General features: G+C 61.2%; 18 protein-coding genes and 1 pseudogene. 13 read left to right on the top strand and 6 right to left on the bottom strand.

All coding sequences use genetic code 11. The features are described from left to right. Positions 1 to 63 precede the first annotated feature (63 nt). The 6 genes from PseuLF5_RS00760 to PseuLF5_RS00735 all read left to right on the top strand — a co-directional run bounded on the left by PseuLF5_RS00760 (position 64) and on the right by PseuLF5_RS00735 (position 7,625). On the top strand, positions 64 to 915 hold the full coding sequence (locus tag PseuLF5_RS00760; protein ID WP_340132686.1) for a CAP domain-containing protein: 852 nt from the start codon (positions 64 to 66) through the stop codon (positions 913 to 915). A gap of 295 nt (positions 916 to 1,210) precedes the next feature. After that, positions 1,211 to 2,209 carry a GTP 3',8-cyclase MoaA gene (gene moaA / locus PseuLF5_RS00755; RefSeq protein ID WP_340132685.1) on the top strand — a complete coding sequence of 333 codons (999 nt, stop codon included), beginning with the start codon at positions 1,211 to 1,213 and terminating at the stop codon, positions 2,207 to 2,209. 36 nt (positions 2,210 to 2,245) lie between these two features. Beyond that, positions 2,246 to 3,145 carry a bestrophin family protein gene (locus PseuLF5_RS00750; RefSeq protein ID WP_123462722.1) on the top strand — a complete coding sequence of 300 codons (900 nt, stop codon included), beginning with the start codon at positions 2,246 to 2,248 and terminating at the stop codon, positions 3,143 to 3,145. Positions 3,146 to 3,432: 287 nt separating this feature from the next. Further along, a complete protein-coding gene (locus tag PseuLF5_RS00745) occupies positions 3,433 to 4,332 on the top strand; it encodes a LysR family transcriptional regulator (RefSeq protein WP_340132684.1) in 900 nt (299 codons plus the stop codon). 556 nt (positions 4,333 to 4,888) lie between these two features. Beyond that, a complete protein-coding gene (locus tag PseuLF5_RS00740) occupies positions 4,889 to 6,253 on the top strand; it encodes a glutamine synthetase family protein (protein WP_128614376.1) in 1,365 nt (454 codons plus the stop codon). 88 nt (positions 6,254 to 6,341) lie between these two features. After that, complete coding sequence (locus PseuLF5_RS00735) at positions 6,342 to 7,625, top strand: NAD(P)/FAD-dependent oxidoreductase (RefSeq protein ID WP_123462716.1); 1,284 nt, start codon at positions 6,342 to 6,344, stop codon at positions 7,623 to 7,625. Between the two features lie 127 nt (positions 7,626 to 7,752). On the opposite strand, the gene PseuLF5_RS00730 is transcribed toward PseuLF5_RS00735, so the two are convergent. Continuing rightward, on the bottom strand, positions 7,753 to 8,538 hold the full coding sequence (locus PseuLF5_RS00730; RefSeq protein WP_128613527.1) for a DeoR/GlpR family DNA-binding transcription regulator: 786 nt from the start codon (positions 8,536 to 8,538) through the stop codon (positions 7,753 to 7,755). Between the two features lie 356 nt (positions 8,539 to 8,894). Between PseuLF5_RS00730 and PseuLF5_RS00725 the strand changes: the two genes are divergently transcribed. Then, positions 8,895 to 9,440: a hypothetical protein gene (locus PseuLF5_RS00725; protein ID WP_222832638.1), complete on the top strand. Its 546-nt coding sequence runs from the start codon at positions 8,895 to 8,897 to the stop codon at positions 9,438 to 9,440. Between the two features lie 87 nt (positions 9,441 to 9,527). Here PseuLF5_RS00725 and PseuLF5_RS00720 read toward each other — a convergent pair whose 3' ends face one another. Further along, complete coding sequence (locus tag PseuLF5_RS00720; RefSeq protein WP_123462712.1) at positions 9,528 to 10,043, bottom strand: transporter suffix domain-containing protein; 516 nt, start codon at positions 10,041 to 10,043, stop codon at positions 9,528 to 9,530. A gap of 129 nt (positions 10,044 to 10,172) precedes the next feature. Here PseuLF5_RS00720 and PseuLF5_RS00715 point away from each other — a divergent pair, with 129 nt between their 5' ends. Genes PseuLF5_RS00715 through PseuLF5_RS00705 form a run of 3 tightly spaced genes read left to right on the top strand, consistent with a single transcriptional unit; the run spans position 10,173 to position 13,831 of the window. Continuing rightward, entirely contained in the window at positions 10,173 to 11,726 is a 1,554-nt protein-coding gene (locus PseuLF5_RS00715; protein WP_340132683.1) for a TolC family protein, read from the top strand. Further along, positions 11,719 to 12,816 (top strand): HlyD family secretion protein, encoded by a 1,098-nt coding sequence (locus PseuLF5_RS00710; protein WP_340132682.1) that lies wholly within the window; start codon positions 11,719 to 11,721, stop codon positions 12,814 to 12,816. Before PseuLF5_RS00715 ends, PseuLF5_RS00710 begins: the two co-directional genes overlap by 8 nt. Next, entirely contained in the window at positions 12,806 to 13,831 is a 1,026-nt protein-coding gene (locus tag PseuLF5_RS00705) for a DUF2955 domain-containing protein (protein ID WP_123462707.1), read from the top strand. Before PseuLF5_RS00710 ends, PseuLF5_RS00705 begins: the two co-directional genes overlap by 11 nt. On the opposite strand, the gene PseuLF5_RS00700 is transcribed toward PseuLF5_RS00705, so the two are convergent. Further along, on the bottom strand, positions 13,816 to 14,265 hold the full coding sequence (locus PseuLF5_RS00700; RefSeq protein WP_340132681.1) for a hypothetical protein: 450 nt from the start codon (positions 14,263 to 14,265) through the stop codon (positions 13,816 to 13,818). The genes PseuLF5_RS00705 and PseuLF5_RS00700 overlap by 16 nt on opposite strands. A 176-nt stretch (positions 14,266 to 14,441) precedes the next feature. Here PseuLF5_RS00700 and PseuLF5_RS00695 point away from each other — a divergent pair, with 176 nt between their 5' ends. Further along, entirely contained in the window at positions 14,442 to 15,062 is a 621-nt protein-coding gene (locus PseuLF5_RS00695; protein ID WP_340132680.1) for a hypothetical protein, read from the top strand. Between the two features lie 5 nt (positions 15,063 to 15,067). On the opposite strand, the gene PseuLF5_RS00690 is transcribed toward PseuLF5_RS00695, so the two are convergent. From PseuLF5_RS00690 to PseuLF5_RS00680, 3 genes and pseudogenes are all read right to left on the bottom strand, one after another. After that, the gene (locus PseuLF5_RS00690) at positions 15,068 to 16,087 is read right to left on the bottom strand and encodes an AbrB family transcriptional regulator (protein WP_340132679.1); all 1,020 of its coding nucleotides are present in this window, start codon (positions 16,085 to 16,087) and stop codon (positions 15,068 to 15,070) included. A gap of 27 nt (positions 16,088 to 16,114) precedes the next feature. Next, positions 16,115 to 16,537, bottom strand: a complete 423-nt coding sequence (locus tag PseuLF5_RS00685) for an HD domain-containing protein (protein ID WP_340132678.1) — start codon at positions 16,535 to 16,537, stop codon at positions 16,115 to 16,117. Between the two features lie 15 nt (positions 16,538 to 16,552). Beyond that, positions 16,553 to 16,941 (bottom strand): annotated as a pseudogene (locus tag PseuLF5_RS00680) (hypothetical protein). Positions 16,942 to 17,105: 164 nt separating this feature from the next. On the opposite strand from PseuLF5_RS00680, the gene PseuLF5_RS00675 reads away from it, so the two are divergent. Further along, positions 17,106 to 17,537 carry a hypothetical protein gene (locus tag PseuLF5_RS00675; RefSeq protein ID WP_128614147.1) on the top strand — a complete coding sequence of 144 codons (432 nt, stop codon included), beginning with the start codon at positions 17,106 to 17,108 and terminating at the stop codon, positions 17,535 to 17,537. A 613-nt stretch (positions 17,538 to 18,150) separates the two neighbouring features. Further along, positions 18,151 to 18,438, top strand: a complete 288-nt coding sequence (locus PseuLF5_RS00670; RefSeq protein ID WP_123450527.1) for a fructose-bisphosphate aldolase — start codon at positions 18,151 to 18,153, stop codon at positions 18,436 to 18,438. Positions 18,439 to 18,561: the final 123 nt, after the last annotated feature.

The raw sequence follows: 18,561 nt of genomic DNA, 5'->3' as shown, positions 1-18,561 counted from the left end.
GACATTGCGTCCACCGGGGGCCTTTCGCGCATCATGGGCGCACTCAGCTCAAGGGAGATTTCCATGCGCTTCATGCCATCCGTTTTGCGTTTCGCCGCGTTGTCCGTCGGCCTGGTGCTGGCCATTCCGGCCATGGCCGCCGATGAGTCGCAATTGATCGAGTCGATCAACAGCTACCGCAGCCAACCGCAGCGCTGCGGCAGCCAGGCGTCCACTGAACTGCCGCCGCTGTCGGCCGATCCGCGACTGCGTTTGCCGGCCACCGGCATGGTCGATCTGCAACAGGCCATGGCCAGCGCCAGTTATCCGATGGTCAATGTCCAGGCAATCACGCTCAACGGCCCGCGCGATGCGGCGTCGGCGATGAAGGCGATTCAGGAGAGTTTCTGTCAGGTGGTGCTCGATCCGCAGTTCGTAGATGTCGGCGTCAGCCGTGCCGACCGCGACTGGCGCATTGTGCTGGCGCGGCCGTTGCTGTCGGCCAGGCTGGGGGATGCGCAGAGTGAGGGGCAGAAGTTGCTGAGCGAACTCAACGCCGCCCGCAGCAAGGCCCGTCAGTGTGGCGGTCAGGCCTTTAGCGCTGCCGCACCGCTGGCGTGGAACGCGACGTTGGGCACGATCGCCCAGGATCACAGCCGTGACATGGCCAACAACAATTACTTCGACCACAAGGACCGCGACGGCCGCACGCCCGGCGATCGCGCGGAACTCGCCGGGTACAGCGGCCAACTGGTCGGCGAAAACATCGCCGCCGGCCAGGACACCGTGAGCAAAGTCGTCGAGGGCTGGCTGGCCAGCCCTGGCCATTGCGCCAACCTGATGAACCCGCAATACAAGGAACTCGGCGCGGCCTATGCGACCGATCCGAAGAGCAGTGCGGGGATTTACTGGACCGCGATGTTTGGCGCGCAGTAACTCTTTGGCGCACCGTCATTGCTGCAGGAGCGAGTCTGCTCAGGGGGTTTTCACAGCACCTGAGCAGGCTCGCACCGGAGGGCTTCACCTCAAGATGCAGCCCGGTATCTCAAGCGCCAAAACCCTTCATTACCAATCCTTGTAAACCTGACGACGCCAATTCGGCGAGAAACATTTCATCATCGACGGGATCAATCAGCCGTTCAGAAACAGTGATTGGACGCTACTCAACGCAGCCCCTAACCTGCGCGGGCCAATCCCCTTCGACAGGGGTTTTCACTCTTGCGAGGCTGTCATGTCAGAACGCGTCTTGATCGATGGTTACAACCGCCGCGTCGACTATCTGCGCATGTCAGTCACCGACCGCTGCGATTTCCGCTGCGTGTATTGCATGGCCGAGGACATGCAGTTTCTGCCACGTCAGCAAGTGCTGACCCTGGAGGAAATCTATCAACTGGCGCAAAGCTTCGTCGCGCTGGGCACGCGCAAGATTCGCCTGACTGGCGGCGAGCCGCTGATCCGTCCGGGCGTGGTCAACCTGTGCGAGCAGATCGCCGCCCTGCCCGGCCTGCGCGAACTGTGCATGACCACCAACGGCTCGCAACTGGGCAAACTCGCCGCGCCGCTGTTCGACGCCGGGGTCAAGCGCTTGAATATCAGCCTCGACAGTCTCGACCCCGAGCGCTTCAGACAAATGACCCGCACCGGCGATCTGGCGCAGGTGATCAATGGCATCAATGCCGCGCGCAAGGCCGGTTTCACCCGCACTAAACTCAACGTCGTGGTAATGCAGGGGCGCAACGATCAAGAGGTCAACGACCTGGTGAGCTTCGCCATCGACCACCAGCTCGACATCGCCTTCATCGAGGAAATGCCGCTGGGGATCATCAGCGAACACAGCCGCGCCGAGTCGTTTTTTTCCAGTGCGCAGGTACGCCAGAAGATTGCCGAGCGCTACACCCTGATCGACTCGGCCGAATCGACCCAGGGCCCGTCGCGCTACTGGCGACTGGCCGAGGCGCCAGAGATACGCCTGGGGTTTATCTCGCCACACAGCCACAATTTCTGCGGCACCTGCAACCGCGTGCGACTGACCGTTGAGGGGCGCCTGCTACTGTGTCTGGGTAACGAGCACTCAGTGGACTTGAAAGCGGTGCTGCGCGCCCATCTGGGGCAACCGCAACGGCTGGAGAACGCCATTATCGAGGCGATGAAGCTCAAGCCATACCGGCATAACTTCGAAGTGAACGACGACGTCCAGGTCGTGCGCTTCATGAACATGACCGGCGGTTGAAGCCGCCCTCACCCTGCGTCACCGGGACCGTCCAGCATGATCATCCGACCCAAGGTCAACCAGTTCGCCATTCTCTTCACCCTCAAGGGATCGATTGCCAAACGCATCGCCCTGCGCACGCTGATGGTCACCCTGCTGGCGTCGGCCATCGTCCTGATTGAAATGCTCCACCCAAGCAACTTCACCAAGGTCAACGCCACGCCGTTCACCTTGCTCGGGCTGTCACTGTCGATCTTCATGAGTTTTCGCAACAACGCCTGCTACGACCGCTGGTATGAGGCGCGCAAGGCCTGGGGCGATGTGCTGGTGCACATTCGCTCGGTGATTCGCGAAACCCATGTCATCCGCGAGTCCGCCGAGCGCAAACCGTTACTGCTCAACCTCTGCGGGTTTGCCCACGCGCTGAATGCGCGGTTGCGCCGGGAAAGCGAGGCAGCGGCCAGCAGTGCCTGGATCACACCGAAACACGATGCGCAGGTGCCGGATTACAGCGGACGGATTCTGCAGCAGGTCGGCCAGCAATGCTCCGACCTGCATCAGAACGGCGAACTGAGCGAGTGGCGCTACATGCTGCTGGCCAACCACCTGACCAGCCTGACCCAGGCGCAAGCGGTCTGCGAACGGATCAAGAACACCCCGTTGCCCTTCCCCTACACCCTGCTGCTGCACCGTACGATCTACCTGTTCTGCATCCTGTTGCCGTTCGCCATGGCCGAGCCGCTGGGCTGGCTGACGCCATTGTTCACGGCGATTGTCAGCTACACGTTCTTTGGCCTCGACGCGATTGCCGATGAACTGGAAGACCCGTTCGGCCGCGACGAAAACGACCTCGCGACCGACTCGCTGGTACGCACCATCGAGCGCGACATCCTCAGCGAACTGGGCGTGACCGACCTGCCGCCGATGCTGCTGCCAGTGGACTATGTACTGAGCTGAATCCCGCGCCCATGACACCCAAGAACCAGTGGGAACTGGCTTGCCAGCTGCCACAGGTTACCTGCCGCTTCACTCTCGCCAACCACACTTTCGAGCGGCTCTTTCGCGGAACCTCACCGCGCTGAGAGCCCCTTGAACCGTGAGTGACAGAGCCGATCCATCGCCCTTTGAACGCTTGCGATTGGACGAATGCGCCATCAGATGAGATCGTCGCACCCTGCGCGTTTCACGCGCCTTGCGCCTCTGCGTCAATACTCAATCCAAATTCCCGTCGAGCAGGTGCCATCGTGGACATCAAACAACTCAAGTTCCTGATCGCACTGGACGAAACCCGTCACTTCGGCCAGGCCGCCGCCCGCTGCCATATCACCCAGCCGACCCTGTCGATGCGCCTGCGCAACCTGGAAGACGAGCTGGATCTGGTGTTGGTCAATCGGGGCCAGCGCTTCGAAGGTTTCACTCAGGCCGGCGAACGTGTGCTGGCCTGGGCGCGCACGCTGCTGGCGGCACATGATGGGTTGTTCGCCGAAGCGGCGGCGTGTCGCGGGCAACTGGTCGGTAGCTTGCGCCTGGGCCTGGTGCCACTGAGCAACTTCAATCCGGTCAATTACATTCAGGCGTTGTCCGGTACGTATCCGGAACTGAAATTCAGCCTGTCCTCGCTGAGTTCCGACGAGATCATCGCCGGCCTTGGCAACAATCAACTCGACCTCGGCGTGTGTTATCTCGACCACGTCAACCCGAGCTATTTCGAGTTCTTCGAGATCAGCGAAACCCGCGTCGGCCTGCTGTACGACAACCGTCACTTCCAGTTCGAAGGCAATGAAATGAGCTGGGAGGATGCAGCGGAACTGCCACTGGGGATGATCACCACCGGCATGCATTACCGCAAATCCATTGACCTGAGCTTCCGTAGCCGTGGCCTCAATCCGCAGCCGATCCTGGAAAGCGATTCGACGTATCAGCTGTTGCAGGCGATTCACCAGGGTTTCTGCTGCTCGATCATGCCGCTGGACAGTGGCCTGGAAGCACCGATCGAACACCTGTCATTCATGAACCTGCCGGATGCCAGTGTGCTGGCCCCGCTGGGGCTGGTGATGCGCAAGACCGAACCACGTTCGGCGATTGCCGAGAAGTGTTTTGCCGAGGCGCGCAAGATGTTCAGGATTGAAGCGCCGGTTGTTTGAGTGACCGATCCAGACGGTGATGCCGGATGATCGGGGCGTTCAAGATATTTCACATTCATCGTTTACAGCTCCCGAGGTTCCCCCTTACTATCCGGGCACACCGGTCGACGGGATTGCCCCGCCACCGACGCTTTCCGCCAACGGAAACACGCGTTATGAGTACGTCACCACAACAACTAAAATCGTTGAACGTCTCCGCAGTGTGCGCCCCCTGTCACAGGGGCCGCGCATGAATCGCATCGTCAATCTGCCCATGGCCCTGCGCCGTTCCAAGCTGCGTCACTCCGCACGCCCGCCGGATATCGCCTGCTGATTCCGCCAGTCAGTCAAGATCCGCATTGTGGCGAGGGAGCCTGCTCCCGCTGGACTGCTTAGCAGTCCCCTGCCTTTGAATCGAAAAGCGAGAGCCGCTTCGCGCCTCAGCGCGAGCAAGCGCCCTCGCCACAGGTTCTGTGTCACCTCTGACTGATCTGCATTTGAAATCCCTGCCAGGACGCCCTCCCTGCGTCCGGCCCGAATCTGCGCGCCTGTGCGGCGCCCTCGTGAGTGATTGACCATGAAATTCGCAGCCATTGAAGACGCACGCCTGTTTCTCGACCAAAACCCTGATATCGACATGATCGAGCTGTTTATCCTCGACGCCAACGGCGTGCCGCGCGGCAAGCTGTTGCACCGCGAGGAATTGCTCGCCGTCTATGAAAGCGGCCGCCCGCTGCCAAGCACCATTCTCGGCCTGACCGTACAGGGCGAGGACGTGGAAAACTCCGGTCTGGTCTGGGACGTCGGCGACATCGACTGCCGCGCCTACCCGCTCGAAGGCAGTCTGGTGCGCCTGCCGTGGCGGCAGATTCCCACCGCTGCGGTGCAAGTCAGCATGCACCCGACCGAGGGCATGCCCGCCAGCATCGCCGACCCGCGCCATTTGCTGATCAGGATCATCGACGGTCTCAAGGCCGAGGGTTATCACCCGGTGATGGCATGCGAACTGGAGTTCTATCTGCTCGACGCCAAACGCGATCACAACGGTCGCCCGCAACCGGCGCTGGATGCCGACGGGGGCCGACCGCGACACACCCAGGTCTACGGTTTGCGCGAACTGGAGCAGATCGAACCGTTCCTCGCCGACCTCTACAGCGCCTGCAAACTGCACGGCATTCCGGCGCGCACGGCGATCTCCGAATACGCACCGGGCCAGGTGGAAATCACCCTCGAACACGGCGATGCACTGCAGGCGATGGATCAGGCAGTGCGCTACAAGCGCCTGGTCAAAGCCGTGGCGCACAAGCACGGCATGCAGGCGACGTTCATGGCCAAGCCGTTCGATGATCTGGCCGGCACCGGCATGCACATGCACGTCAGCCTGGCCGATGGCGAGGGGCGCAACCTGTTCGCCTCCGAGGACCCGGCCGGCACCCCGCTGCTGCGCACGGCGATTGGCGGCATGCTCGCCTCGCTGCTCGATTCGCTGCTGCTGTTCTGCCCCAACGCCAACTCCTACCGGCGCTTTCAGGCCAACAGCTACGCGCCACTGGCGCCGACCTGGGGCGTCGACAACCGCACCGTCAGCCTGCGCGTACCCGGTGGCCCGGCCAATACCCGACACATCGAACACCGCATCTGCGGCGCCGACGCCAACCCGTACCTGGCCGCAGCGGCGATCCTGGCCGGCATCCATCGCGGCATTCGTGAAAATCTCGATCCGGGCGCACCGGTCGAGGGCAACGGCTATGCGCAGGCGAAGGAATTGCTGCCGACCGATTGGCTGACGTCACTGCAAGCGCTGGAAAATTCTGCGTGGGCGCGGGATGCCCTGGGCCAGGAATTTCTCGGCGTGTACCTGGCGGTGAAACGCGCCGAGTACCGACAGTTCATGGCCGAGGTGGGTGAACAGGATTGGCGCTGGTATTTGACCGAAGCCTGAAGACTCACCACTGATCCCCCTGTAGGAGTGAGCCTGCTCGCGCCTACAGGGGATCGCGTACCGATTTGAATTTTGTGTGGACACTGACATGAGCCAACGCTGCAATTCCTACTACACCGCCACCCTCAATCAGGACACCGACTACCCGACCCTGCGCGGCCGACACCGAGTCGACGTGGTGATCATCGGCGGCGGTTTCACCGGCGTTGCCACCGCCGTCGAACTCGCCGAAAAAGGTTTGAAGGTCGCCATCGTCGAGAGCAACAAGATCGGCTGGGGCGCCACCGGGCGCAATGGCGGCCAGGTCACCGGCAGCCTCTCCGGCGACGGCGCGATGCGTAAACAGATGCGCCCGAAACTCGGTGATGCGGTTGACGATTTCATTTGGCACCTGCGCTGGCGCGGGCATCAAATCATCCAGCAGCGCGTGGCGAAATATGGCATTCAGTGCGACCTCAAACACGGTCATTTACACGCTGCCTACAAGCCCAGTCACATGACGGATTTGCGCAACGATTACGAGGAAGCCGTGCGCCGCGGCCTGGGCGATGAAGTCAGTCTGCTCGACCGAAGCCAAGTGCGTGACCTGCTGCAAAGCGACCTCTACCACGGCGCGATCAAGAACACTCGCAACATGCACCTGCACCCGCTCAATCTGTGCATCGGCGAAGCACGGGCGGCGGAGAGTCTCGGTACGCTGATCTTCGAGAACAGTGAAGTGCTGGAAATCATCCATGGCGCGACGCCTGGGGTCAGGACGGCTCACGGCCAGATCGACGCCAATCAAGTGATGCTCGCCGGTGACGTCTATCACAAGCTCGAACCAGGTCAGCTCAAGGGCAAGATCTTCCCGGCCATGGGCGGCATCGTCACCACCGCGCCGCTGGGCGATCTGGCGCGGCAGATCAACCCCGAAGACCTCGCGGTGTACGACTGCCGTTTCGTCCTCGACTACTACCGCCTCACCGCCGACGGGCGCCTGCTGTTCGGCGGCGGCGCCAACTACAGCGGCAAGGACTCGCGAGACATCGCCGCCGAGTTGCGCCCGTGCATCGAACAAACCTTCCCGGCGCTCAAAGGCGTGAAGATCGACTACCAGTGGAGCTGCGCGATGGGCATCGTGATCAACCGCATCCCGCAACTGGGCAAGCTGTCGGACAACGTCTGGTATTGCCAGGGCTACTCGGGGCACGGCATCGCCACCACCCACATCATGGGTGAAATCATGAGCCGGGCGATCACCGGGCAGCTGGAGCAGTTCGACACTTTTGCCCAGTGCCAGCACATTCGCGTGCCCATGGGGGATTTGCTGGGCAATCCGTTGTTGGCGGCGGGGATGTGGTACTACCAGATGCTTGAAAAGTTGCGTTGACGGGACTGGCCCCATCGCTGGCAAGCCAGCTCCCACAATGCCCGTGGCGTACCCAAATTTCATGTACACCGCAAAACCCGTGGGAGCTGGCTTGCCAGCGATGAGGCCAGCAGCTCCAGCACAAACCTCAGTCCGGCAACTGCTCCACCGCAATCCCCAGCCGCCGATAATCCTCGACACTCCCCGACGCCACATGCCGCTCGGTAATCAGCGTATGCAGGCGCGTACACGACGCCACCACAAACGGTTCCACCGCGCCGAGCTTATCCGCCGTGGTCACCGCAATCACCCGCGCCGCACTGTCCAGCAATGCCTGCTTCACCGGCACTTCATCGAAATGCAGCGAGGTAATCCCCACTTCCGGGTGAATCGCACACACCCCGGTGAAGGCCAGATCCGCCTTGATCCCGGCCAGCAGCCGCACCGCTTCATGGCCGCCGGCCGACATCGTGCGCGGGTTCAACTGTCCACCGGCAAGGATCACTTTGACGTCCTTGTATTCGGACAAGGCAATCGCCGTCATCGGCGCCGCCGTCACCGCCGTGATGCGGATATCCGCACGCAACGAGCGCGCCACCTGCAACGTGGTGGAGCCGGAGTCGAACAGCACAATCTGCCCGTCCTCGACCTTCTGCGCCGCCAACTGTGCCAGACGCACCTTGACCTCATCGGATTCCTCCAGCCGGGTGAAATAATCCTTGCCGGTGTCTTTCGGCCGCGGCAATGCCCCGCCATGCACCCGCTGCACCAGCCCGGCGCTGTCGAGTTCGGCGAGATCGCGGCGGATGGTGTCTTCGGACACTGCAAAGTGCTGGCTCAACTCGGACGCCATGACCTTGCCGTCACGTTCGAGGATCAAAAGTATTTTCTGCCGACGCAGGGAGGGAAGCTCTGAAGCGGAATGATCGTGCATGGTTTTGCCTGTTTGTGCTTGTCATTGCAGGTTTGTGCGAGCTTAGCCAAGCAAACTTGCAAACACAACGCCGGTATCAATGGCTTCGATCATTGGAATCACGAAGCCGAATTTTTTCTTTTGACCCGACCCCGGCAGAATGGCCCCACTTTCAAAAGGACCAGGATGAACACCCCATGAACCTCAATTTCGCTTTTGCCTGCATGGTCGTCGTGTCGTTTGCCATCGCGCTCGGGCACGCCTGATCAAGGACTAATCCTGCGCCGGGCTCAGACTTTTGCCAGCGTTGATTTCTCTAGACACCCGCAAAGCAAAAATCTAGCGTTGTCGGCTCCAGATGCTTTGCAGAGATCAACATGCGCCAACCCGTTCGGAAGCTGACGATAGACAATATCGACTCGATAACCGAGGCGTTTCATCACGACCTTGCCGTTATCGGCGAATCGATTGCGGGGAAGACCGGCATATCCTTGATGCTTGCGCTGAAGCGCGATCGCTTGGGCCACGGGCCCTACCCAGACGTGTCACTGTTCGAGGCGGCCAACCGAATCATGTCTGACCTGGTCATTCTTCATGGCATCGGCGCGCTGCTTAAAGGGAAATTTTTCCCTTTCGACGAATACACCGTTGAGTTTGGAAACGAAAACCGCAACAGCTTTGACATACGCGCAGAATCGCCGAGCGGCACCCTCGCGGGTGAAGCATTTAATGCGGCTTCCTCATTCTTCGGCACCAAGAAACGTGCGGCATTAAAAAAACTGCGCAGCAAAGCTGTAGAGCAAAGCTACAGAGTCATCATGTTTAATGCTGAAGGACCTCGTAGCGGCGTCAAACCAGAGGCCGATGGCATCTACCAGATCGCCGTTGATGTCACCACGGGATCAATCAACATCACGCCCTGAACCCGAACGGCGCTAAACCGGTGAATGTCTGGATACGGCGCCGTATCCAGACATTCACCACCCTTCAAATCAGTCCTCTACCTGCGTTCATTCCGCCACCACCCGCGCCTTGCGCACGAACAGCGCATGGACCTTGTCCCAGAAATTGCCGCCCAGCACGAAAAAGCTGCCGACGAACATCAAGTCGCCCAGCGCCTGCATCTGCCAGAGGTTGGGCCGTACGCCCGGGAAGAAGTTGTCGAAATACGGTTCCAGGAAGGACGACAGCAGCGGCAGGCAGAACATCACCACGCCGATCTTGTGGCGCATCGGGCTGACTTCGGCCACAGGGGTCGGAATCACGCCGGAAATATAGTGGCCGATCGTGCGCTTGAGTTCGGCGAACCCGGCCTTGCCCATCACCGCGATCACCAGCAGCAACAGCACCTTGTTACTGATGAACAACACCCCGGTCAACGCCGCAACTTTCGAGCCCGGCACATCGAGGGCGGCGGCAATCGGCACCATCAGCCACGAACCGAGCATCAGGCAGATGATTGCCACGCCGACCTTGAAACGCCAGTTGGCGCTGGTGGGGGCAAGCGGATCTTGAGCAGTGTCCATGGTTTCCTACCTTTTCGTCGGGGGCGGTTCAGGGGAGTTCGCCTGAAAAAGCGTAGCAGCTGATTGCTTCGATCAACCCGCAATCTGCGGTCTATGCTCCAGTGACATTTCCCACTGGGGCCTCCCGGTATGCCTGCAACGCCAGCCCTGCTGATCCATCCCGGCCACCTGCTGCTGCTCGGTGTGCTGAGCCTTGGCGGCTGCCTGCGGCTGGGCCCGGATTTCCAGCCGCCAGCCGAGGCCTGGAGCAAGCAGTGGCAAAGTCCGGCACTGGAGCGGGCCAGCGAACGCGGCACGCTGCCGGATCTGCGCCAGTGGTGGCAGGTGTTTGCCGATCCGGTGCTCGACCGATTGATCAGCGACGCCGAAGCCCGCAACAGCAGCCTGAAGATCGCCGGCCTGCGGGTCCTCGAAGCCCGGGCGCAACTGGGCATCGCCGACAGCGGTCGCTACCCGCAACTGCAACAGGCCAGCGCCGACAGCCTGTACATCGACCGCCACCAGTCCGGCGGCAACAACCCGCAAGACGTGCATTTCTGGCAGCACAGCGCCGCGTTCGATGTCGGCTGGGAACTGGATTTCTGGGGGCGTTTCAGTCGCGCCATCGAATCCGCCGACGCCAGCTACTTCGCCGCCCAGGCCAATTACGAAGACGCCCTCGTGCTGCTTCGTGCGCAAGTGGCCGACACCTACTTTGCCCTGCGCACTACCGAAGCCCGGCTGCGAGTCGCCCGGGAGAACGCCGCCCAGCAAAAACGCAATTTCGAGATCACCGAAAAACTCTTTCGGAGCGGCCAGACCGCCGAACTCGATTTGCAACAGGCCAGAACCCAATACCTCGGCACGTTGAGCAGCATTCCGGCGTTCGAAGACCAGTTGCTGCGCACCCGCAATGCGTTGGCGGTGCTGGTCGGCCAGCCGCCCGGTGGCGCGGCGTTCCTGGCGGAGCAAGCGGGGCTGATTCCGCTGGTGGATCGCGCCGTGTTGCAAGATGTCCCGGCCAACCTGCTGTTGCGCCGCCCCGATGTGCGCGCAGCGGAGCTGAACGTTGCCGCGCAATCGGCGCTGGTCGGCGTGGCTGAAACCGACCTTTATCCCTCGTTGACCCTGCTCGGCAGCATCGTCTGGTCCAGCGACACCCTCGGCGCCACCCCGCGCAGCCTCGACCTGATCGGCGGCCCGAGCCTGCGCTGGAACATCTTTGATTACGGGCGGATCCGCAACAACATCCGCGTGCAGGACGCGCGCCTGCAGCAACTGATCGAAGCCTATCGCGACAAAGTCCGCCAGGCCGCCCGCGAAGCCGACGACGCCGCCAGCGGCCTGACCAAAGCGCTGGAACGTGAACGCATTCTCGGCGAGGCCGAAGGCGCGGCGCGGCGTTCTCTGGTGCTGGCCAACACCCAATATCGAGAAGGCTATTCAGACTTTCAGCGGGTGCTCGACGCCCAGCGTGCGTTGCTGGAGTTACAGGACAACTATCTGGTCAGCCGCAGCAACGCCGTGAGTAACCTGATCGCCCTGTACCGCGCCGTCGGCGGCGGCTGGCAAAGCGCCGGGCCGCAGACCGATCCAGCGACCCGGCAGCAGATGCAGCAACGCACCGATTGGGGCGATCTGCTGACCGCCCCGCCGCCGCAACCGACCTATCCGATTCCCTCGCAGGTAGACCGCCATGAGTGATGAAGCGCCGCCGGATCCGGCGAAAAAAGGCATCCGCTGGGTGCTGCTGGTGATTGTGCTGAGCCTGGCCTGGTACTTGTTGGCCGACCGCTACACGCCCTATACCCAGCAGGCGCGGGTCGGCGCGTTTGTGATCCCGGTGGCGGCGGAAGTCGCGGGCCGGGTGATCAAGGTCAACGTGCGCAACAACCAGGACGTGCAGGCCGGCGACATCCTCTTCGAACTCGATCCGCAGCCGCTGCAAATTGCCGTCGACCGCGCCCGTGCCGATCTGGAAAACACCCGTCGCACAGTTGGCGCCAGCACCGCCGGTATCGCTTCGGCCCAGGCATCGCTGCGTGCAGCCCAGGCCGATGAACTCAAGGCGCGGCAGGACAATCGACGGCTTGAAGGTTTGTACAAAGAAGATCCGGGCACGGTGTCCGTAAGGCTTCTGGAAGTCTCCCGGGCCAACCACGAAGCGGCGGTCAGCAAGGTCGCCGCCGCCCGGGCCGAAGTGCTGCGTGCGCAGGAGCAGGAAGGTGGCAACACCGACACCAACGCCAAACTGCTCAGCGCCGCCGCCACACTGGCCAAGGCGGAACTGGATCTGGCCAACACCCGCATCGGCGCGCGTTCGGCGGGACTGATCACCGACCTGCGCACCGACGTCGGCCAGTTCACTGCGGTCGGTAGCCCGCTGATGACCCTGATCGCCATTCACGACGTGTGGATCAGCGCCGACCTCACCGAAAACAACCTCGGCCGCGTGCAACCCGGCACGCCGGTGGCGATCGTCCTCGACGCGCTGCCCGGCGAAGTGCTCGACGGTCGCGTGCGTAGCGTCGGTTATGGCGTCAGCGTCGGCCAGACGCCGGCGCCCGGCACCTTGCCGAGCATCCAGAACAGCCGCGACTGGCTGCGTCCGGCGCAACGTTTCCCGGTGATCATCGAGTTCAGTGACGAGGCGAAAAAGCGCCTGTTCGACAGCCGTGCCATCCGCGCCGGCGGCCAGGCGGAGGTCATGGCCTTCCCCACCGAGGGCAATCTGCTCAATCCGCTGGGGCGGCTGTTTGTCGGCCTGATGAGCTGGCTGTCGTATGCCTATTGAACGCAGCGTGCCGGCGCAACGGGCGTTGCGCCTGGCGTTCGGCACGGCGCTGTGCACCGCCGCCAGTTATGCTTTCGCCTTGCCGCTGCCCTTTATCTCGCCAGTGCTGGCGGTGTTGCTGCTCGCCAGTCTGCCCCGCCCGCTGCCACTGAAAGGTGCGTTGGCACTGGCGCTGGTGGCGGCGTTCACCACCAGCATCGGCTTGCTGCTGGTACCGTTGCTGCGTTACTACCCGGTGAGCGGTGTGCTGCTGATCGGCCTCGGTCTGTTTCTGGTGTTCCGCTTCGGCCTGCGTGGTGGCAATCCATTGATCATGATGTTTCTGGTGATCGGCATGACCATGATCTCCGCCGCCGGCTTCGCCGAGTTCGACCTGGCGATGGCGGTGATTGGCGCGCTGGTCAAAGGCCTGTTGCTGGCGGTTGCAGTGGTCGGCCTCAGTCACACTCTATTCCCGGAACGCCCCGACAGCCCCACGGCGCCGAAACCACCCGCCATGCCTGCCGATGACGTCCCCCGCGTGGCCCTGCGCGCCACACTGATCGTGCTGCCGACCTTTCTGTTGGCCCTGAGCGATCCGGCGAGCTACCTGCCGATCATCCTCAAGGCTGTCAGCCTCGGCCAGCAAACCTCCACCACCCGGACTCACCACGCCGGCCGCGAACTGCTGGGTTCGACGCTACTCGCCGGCGTACTGGCGGTACTGCTGTGGTGCGGCCTGAGTCTGTTTGTGCACCTGTGGATGTTCTTTCTGTGGACGCTGCTGTTCGGCCTGTGGCTGGCGCGCAAACTCTATCGCCTGAGCCCGACGCAATTCAGCCCCGGATTCTGGATCAACACATTCATCACCATGATCATCCTGCTCGGGCAATCGGTGCAGGACAGTGCGGCGGGCAAGGACGTGTACACCGCGTTTGCGGTGCGCATGGGCCTGTTCATTCTGGTGACGCTCTATAGTGCGTTGATGATGCACCTGCTCGAAGCGCACAAGCCGAGCCGTCAAGGTGTGATCTGATAGCCGCGCCCTTGCAGGCATCCGGTGTAAGCGCTGGAACTTGCCGCCGCCTCGGTCTTGCCCTGTGCCCGTCGCTCCTGGCGCTGCCGCGAGCCTCCGATGACCGCACCGGCGGCTGCAGTCTCTTTGGCGCGGTTTTGTCGGTAATCCTGCTTGCGGTCATCGTCGACGCGTTCGTAGAGCTCGTCGTGTTGACGGCCGCGCACTTGCGCACCTGCCGCGCCCGCCGCCGCACCGACAGCGGCGCCCTTGAGACGGCCGCCGGCTTGCGGTGTGGAAGTGGTGGAGGTTGAAGCGATGGAGTGGCAGTCGTTGATGTCGATCTGGGTTTGTTGCGAGGTCTGGCCTTTGAGCGGGACGACGGATTCGGCGCTGGCTTGAGTGGCGCACAGGGCGACAGCGATCAATAGCGGGATGGGCGTCAGGCGATTCATGATTACCTCCGGCGGGGCCTGGGGCTGGCTGTGATGCGGGGTAATCAGAGAGTCTAGTTCAAAGTGTTCGGCAAGGAACTCTTGAACACGGCACTCAACGTTATGGAATCAGTGGTTCGCACTCGTCGTTATGGATACCATCCCGACACCCTCAATTTCGCTGATCACGGATTCCGATGCGTCGTTTACTGAGCCGACTCGCCGCGCTCATCAAGCCTGAGGCGAAGCCACTTTTTGCCGGATACAGCCTGAAAGTCCTGCAGTCGTACTTTGTGATGCCTTTGTCGGTCGCCAGACTGCCAAACCTGCCGATGATGACATCGCTTGAGCAATCCGGAGTCTTGGCCTGTTACCTCTCACTTCTGACTGAGCAAAACGACGTCAACCGTTTCCGGCAGTGGGTCGACTCGTCCTTCCAAAAGGTCAGGGAAAGCACGTTCAACGGCCTGCGCACCTTTGAATATGAGGACGCCTTGAGCAAAGAGCGCTTGATATTCTTCACCGCCAACCAAGCGTTCAACGCGGTCACGATTCATTTAGTGACTAACAGCGCGAGGTTCCTCGACTTGCTGAACCACGAAAGACTCACTGTCCCACCACCGTGGGTCGCCTTCGAGGGTTACAACCCCTCATGGTGGGGAGGCAACATGCAAGGAGCCCAAGGTTTCTACAACGAGCGTTATTTCCTGCCGTTTTTTACTTCTTTGAGTGACGCTGAAAAACAGCGGTATTACGCCAGATTCAATGCCAGCGCCGCGTGGATAGAACAACTGGACTTGATGTACGGCGACGATTGATTCGCTCAAGCCCCCTCCCGCACCCGCCGCACCTGCACCAACAACGCCGGCGCAAAATGCAGCAGCACCATCCGCGCCAAGTGGTGAGTGAGGATAAACACCACATTCAACCCACCCGCAAACGCGACAATCGCAATCGTCTCGATCGCCCCCGGCATGTACGCCAGCCAGAGCGACAATGGATCGCTGCCCAACCATCGCGCCGCCACTTCAGCAAATGCCGCCGCGACGACGATCATCAGCCCGACCGAGACCAGCGCCGTGCGACCATGCAGCCCCAATTCCCTGACGCCCAAGCCTTGAAACCGTGAGCCGATGCGCACGCCGAGAATCAGCGCGGCCAGATTCAAGCTCCAGTCGGGCATGTGAAAACCGTGCAACCACCCTGCTTTTACAAAGACGGCGGTGATGATGATCGCCGTGAGCATGAAGGGCGCCGGCACGCCGATCACCAGCAGCAAGCGACCGAGCACGACGCTCAAGCCGATGACCGAGACAACCGTCAACGCCATGCCGGTGGTCAACGGAGCGCTTTCAACAGCAGCAATCGACACCGGCCCCGGAATCAAAAAACTCACCAGCACCGTGATCAGCAGTAACCGCATCAGGTGCACGATGATGACTTTGCTCGACGCCTTCTCCGACTCCAGCAAATCGAACACCGCCGCCAGTGCCCCCGGATACACTGCGAGCAGCGCATCCGTGCGATTCCACCCTGCGCCGCGCGTCAGCCACCAACCGGCCAGCGCAATCTGCACCGTCAAGCACAGCAGCAACACACCAAGGCTCGGCAACATGGTCGACGCCATCGCACTGTCCCACGCCTCGAACATCAGCCCGGTGGCGATGCCCAGGGTGACCTGGATATAACCCAGCCCATAAGGCGTCGCGGGTGCGAAACCCGATTTTGTCACGAGCAGCGCCGTGACAAGGATCGAACCCAACAGCAAGCCATGCGGCACACCGAGGCATTGCAGCACCGCGCCAAAACCGGCGGCGATCAACAGACACAGAATCGTTTTCATGGTCGCCTTCCTGGCTATTCAAATGGCTTAAGCGCGCAACCGTCCAATCGCCCGCCGGTATTTTTCGATCCGCTCCAGATCCTCCCAGCTTGGCGAGGCGATCCGTGACAGGTCGCTGTTCTCTTCCAGGTCCGCCAGTTTCACCACCCGGCCGATCGGGTTCTGCGCCGCGCGCTCGACGAAATCCTCGTAGGACTCGCCTGGCACTTTGGTCACCGATGCAATCGCCGTCAGCACCTCTTCGCTGAAGCCTTCCTTGCGCAAGTCATCAAGGCTGATGCCGCAATCCTCGACCACATCGTGCAGTACGGCGACGATGCGTTCCTCCAGCGAGGTCATGCGCAGCATCACCTTCAGCGGATGCAGAATGTACGGCGCCCCGCCCTTGTCCACCTGCCCCGCGTGTGCGGTGGCAGCGATGGCAATGGCGCGTTCGAGTGTTTGAGTCATAGGGGTTTCCTCGGGTTAAACGCCATACCGGCCGCCAACGTGGATATTGCGTTTGAGCCAGGCGCCAATGGCTTTCAGCGACCGACAGGCTTCGCTGACTCGGCGTGACGCTTGAGAATCATCGACACCAATGTCACTTGATCCGCACCAGGATGCGCGTCAATCAACTCAGCGACCCAGGCACAATCAGACTTCTTCAAGTGCTCACGCCACTCACCGGGCCAGGCTTCCAGCTCATCCAGCGCCAACCAGCGCGCACCGCCCTGCCCACCATGCCCCCCGGCCGTCGATTGTTCGAAACAGAAAGGCGTGGCCGCTCGGGACAGGTCGATGTTGAAAATGTAGACGTCGTGGGTTGGGTGCTGCGACGTGGGGGCGTTGTTGCGGCTGCCGATTTCAATCATGGGCAATATTCCAATCCTTGGGCGCTAGATGTGTCCGATTGTTTCGCAGTCTATGCGAACAGCGCAAATCAAAAACCTGATGGAACCTCCTTCCCCTGCGCTATCTCGAAACCATAAGCGCCAATTCATTGATCAAAACCGGCGCCATTGAAGAGGAAAGCCCGATGAACATTCGATTCCTGCTTCTGCTCGCCACCTTTTGCGTCATCCCCACCTGCGTCATGGCCGAAGGCTGCGACGTCGAAACCCGCTCCTCCAGCACCTCCGTGCCTACCGTTTCCGGCCACAGCTGCTACGAATACGAGGGCATGCCGGTCAATTCCATCGACTGGTCATGCAGCAACGAAAGCAAGGACATGGTCAACGCCGTCAAGAAAAAGGTCCAGCAGTGCGATGAGCACTATCAAGCCACGTGCATCGCCACCCTCACCCAGGAATCCCTGGCCAACCCGCACTCCACCAGCAAGGACAAAAACGCCAAAGCGTTGAACATTCCCGAAGGCGCGCAGGTGACCACGTATTACTACGGCGCGGAGAATCTGGGGCAAGCGAAGATTGATTGTGAAAGTGGCGGTGGGCATTGGAAGGCGAAGTAACGGTTGTTTAGGGCACATAAAAAGGGACACCGCTGGGTGTCCCTTTTTCGTGCATCAACACATTCACTGTGGCGAGGGAGCTTGCTCCCGCTGGGCTGCGAAGCAGCCCCTGTACCAACATGCAAAGCCATGATTTGAGATTCGACCGAATTTGAAGTCTGAAAAACTCGTAGGAAAACACACCTTGTGGCGAGGGGATTCATCCCCGATGGGCTGCGAAGCAGCCCCAAACCGGCGAGCTGAATTCTCCTGACACAACGTGGGCGCCGGATTACGACGACTGCGTCGCCGATCGGGGATAAATCCCCTCGCCACAGGGCCGGGTTTGCGTCCTACAGGTCGGTTGTGGGTGCGGGAATTGCTGCCTAGAGTGGGGCTGTCGCTGACCGCAGTTGGCGATGGGTTTCGCAGCCCTAAGGAGAAATTGGATAACACCGTCTAACGACAATTCTGGCAAAATTCGCCGGCATTACGTTTTATGGCGGCTGTGTGCGGGAGACTTTCGAGTCTGCCGAGTCTGGTTTCTCCTCGGTCTGCGAACCTGCTCACAGCCGCCACCCATTATGTTTCGCAGCAGAACGGTGGCTCATTTTTTATTGAGAGACCATTCCTAATGACGATCAAAAAACCGCTCCACCACTACGCCCACATGTCCCACCCAGCCACCGACAACCCTGTCCTCCTCATCAACGCCGACGTCCCACTACGCGACCTCCACGCCTGCCTGGCCGAACGCCTCAACGCAGTCCTCAAATACCTCGACCTCATCGCCTGCACCAGCCTCCCCGACTACGCCGAACATGACATCAACACCGTCACCAACATCGCCAGGATCATGGTGCAGGATGTGAGTGATGTGTTTCGGGTAATCGAACAGCGAGGTTTCGACGCGCCAGCCTGATAACCAACACATTGCCAAAGTGCCAACTTCATAAACGCCCGGTCATCCCACCAGCGATAACGTAGTTGGCACTTGGGAATAATCACCTCCTGACTTCCGCGCCCCTTGTAAGACGCGTCTGAA

The sequence above is a fragment of the Pseudomonas sp. LF-5 genome, from assembly GCF_037626295.1.
GTDB lineage: Bacteria > Pseudomonadota > Gammaproteobacteria > Pseudomonadales > Pseudomonadaceae > Aquipseudomonas > Aquipseudomonas monsensis.
This window is presented reverse-complemented; position numbering and strand designations above follow the sequence as displayed.

Bases quoted from the DNA above. Each gene is read 5' to 3' on its own strand.
- PseuLF5_RS00760 (WP_340132686.1), top strand. From the start codon at position 64: ATGCGCTTCATGCCATCCGTTTTGCGTTTCGCCGCGTTGTCCGTCGGC.
- moaA (WP_340132685.1), top strand. From the start codon at position 1,211: ATGTCAGAACGCGTCTTGATCGATGGTTACAACCGCCGCGTCGACTAT.
- PseuLF5_RS00750 (WP_123462722.1), top strand. From the start codon at position 2,246: ATGATCATCCGACCCAAGGTCAACCAGTTCGCCATTCTCTTCACCCTC.
- PseuLF5_RS00740 (WP_128614376.1), top strand. From the start codon at position 4,889: ATGAAATTCGCAGCCATTGAAGACGCACGCCTGTTTCTCGACCAAAAC.
- PseuLF5_RS00735 (WP_123462716.1), top strand. From the start codon at position 6,342: ATGAGCCAACGCTGCAATTCCTACTACACCGCCACCCTCAATCAGGAC.
- PseuLF5_RS00730 (WP_128613527.1), bottom strand. From the start codon at position 8,538: ATGCACGATCATTCCGCTTCAGAGCTTCCCTCCCTGCGTCGGCAGAAA.
- PseuLF5_RS00725 (WP_222832638.1), top strand. From the start codon at position 8,895: ATGCGCCAACCCGTTCGGAAGCTGACGATAGACAATATCGACTCGATA.
- PseuLF5_RS00720 (WP_123462712.1), bottom strand. From the start codon at position 10,043: ATGGACACTGCTCAAGATCCGCTTGCCCCCACCAGCGCCAACTGGCGT.
- PseuLF5_RS00715 (WP_340132683.1), top strand. From the start codon at position 10,173: ATGCCTGCAACGCCAGCCCTGCTGATCCATCCCGGCCACCTGCTGCTG.
- PseuLF5_RS00710 (WP_340132682.1), top strand. From the start codon at position 11,719: ATGAGTGATGAAGCGCCGCCGGATCCGGCGAAAAAAGGCATCCGCTGG.
- PseuLF5_RS00705 (WP_123462707.1), top strand. From the start codon at position 12,806: ATGCCTATTGAACGCAGCGTGCCGGCGCAACGGGCGTTGCGCCTGGCG.
- PseuLF5_RS00700 (WP_340132681.1), bottom strand. From the start codon at position 14,265: ATGAATCGCCTGACGCCCATCCCGCTATTGATCGCTGTCGCCCTGTGC.
- PseuLF5_RS00695 (WP_340132680.1), top strand. From the start codon at position 14,442: ATGCGTCGTTTACTGAGCCGACTCGCCGCGCTCATCAAGCCTGAGGCG.
- PseuLF5_RS00690 (WP_340132679.1), bottom strand. From the start codon at position 16,087: ATGAAAACGATTCTGTGTCTGTTGATCGCCGCCGGTTTTGGCGCGGTG.
- PseuLF5_RS00685 (WP_340132678.1), bottom strand. From the start codon at position 16,537: ATGACTCAAACACTCGAACGCGCCATTGCCATCGCTGCCACCGCACAC.
- PseuLF5_RS00675 (WP_128614147.1), top strand. From the start codon at position 17,106: ATGAACATTCGATTCCTGCTTCTGCTCGCCACCTTTTGCGTCATCCCC.
- PseuLF5_RS00670 (WP_123450527.1), top strand. From the start codon at position 18,151: ATGACGATCAAAAAACCGCTCCACCACTACGCCCACATGTCCCACCCA.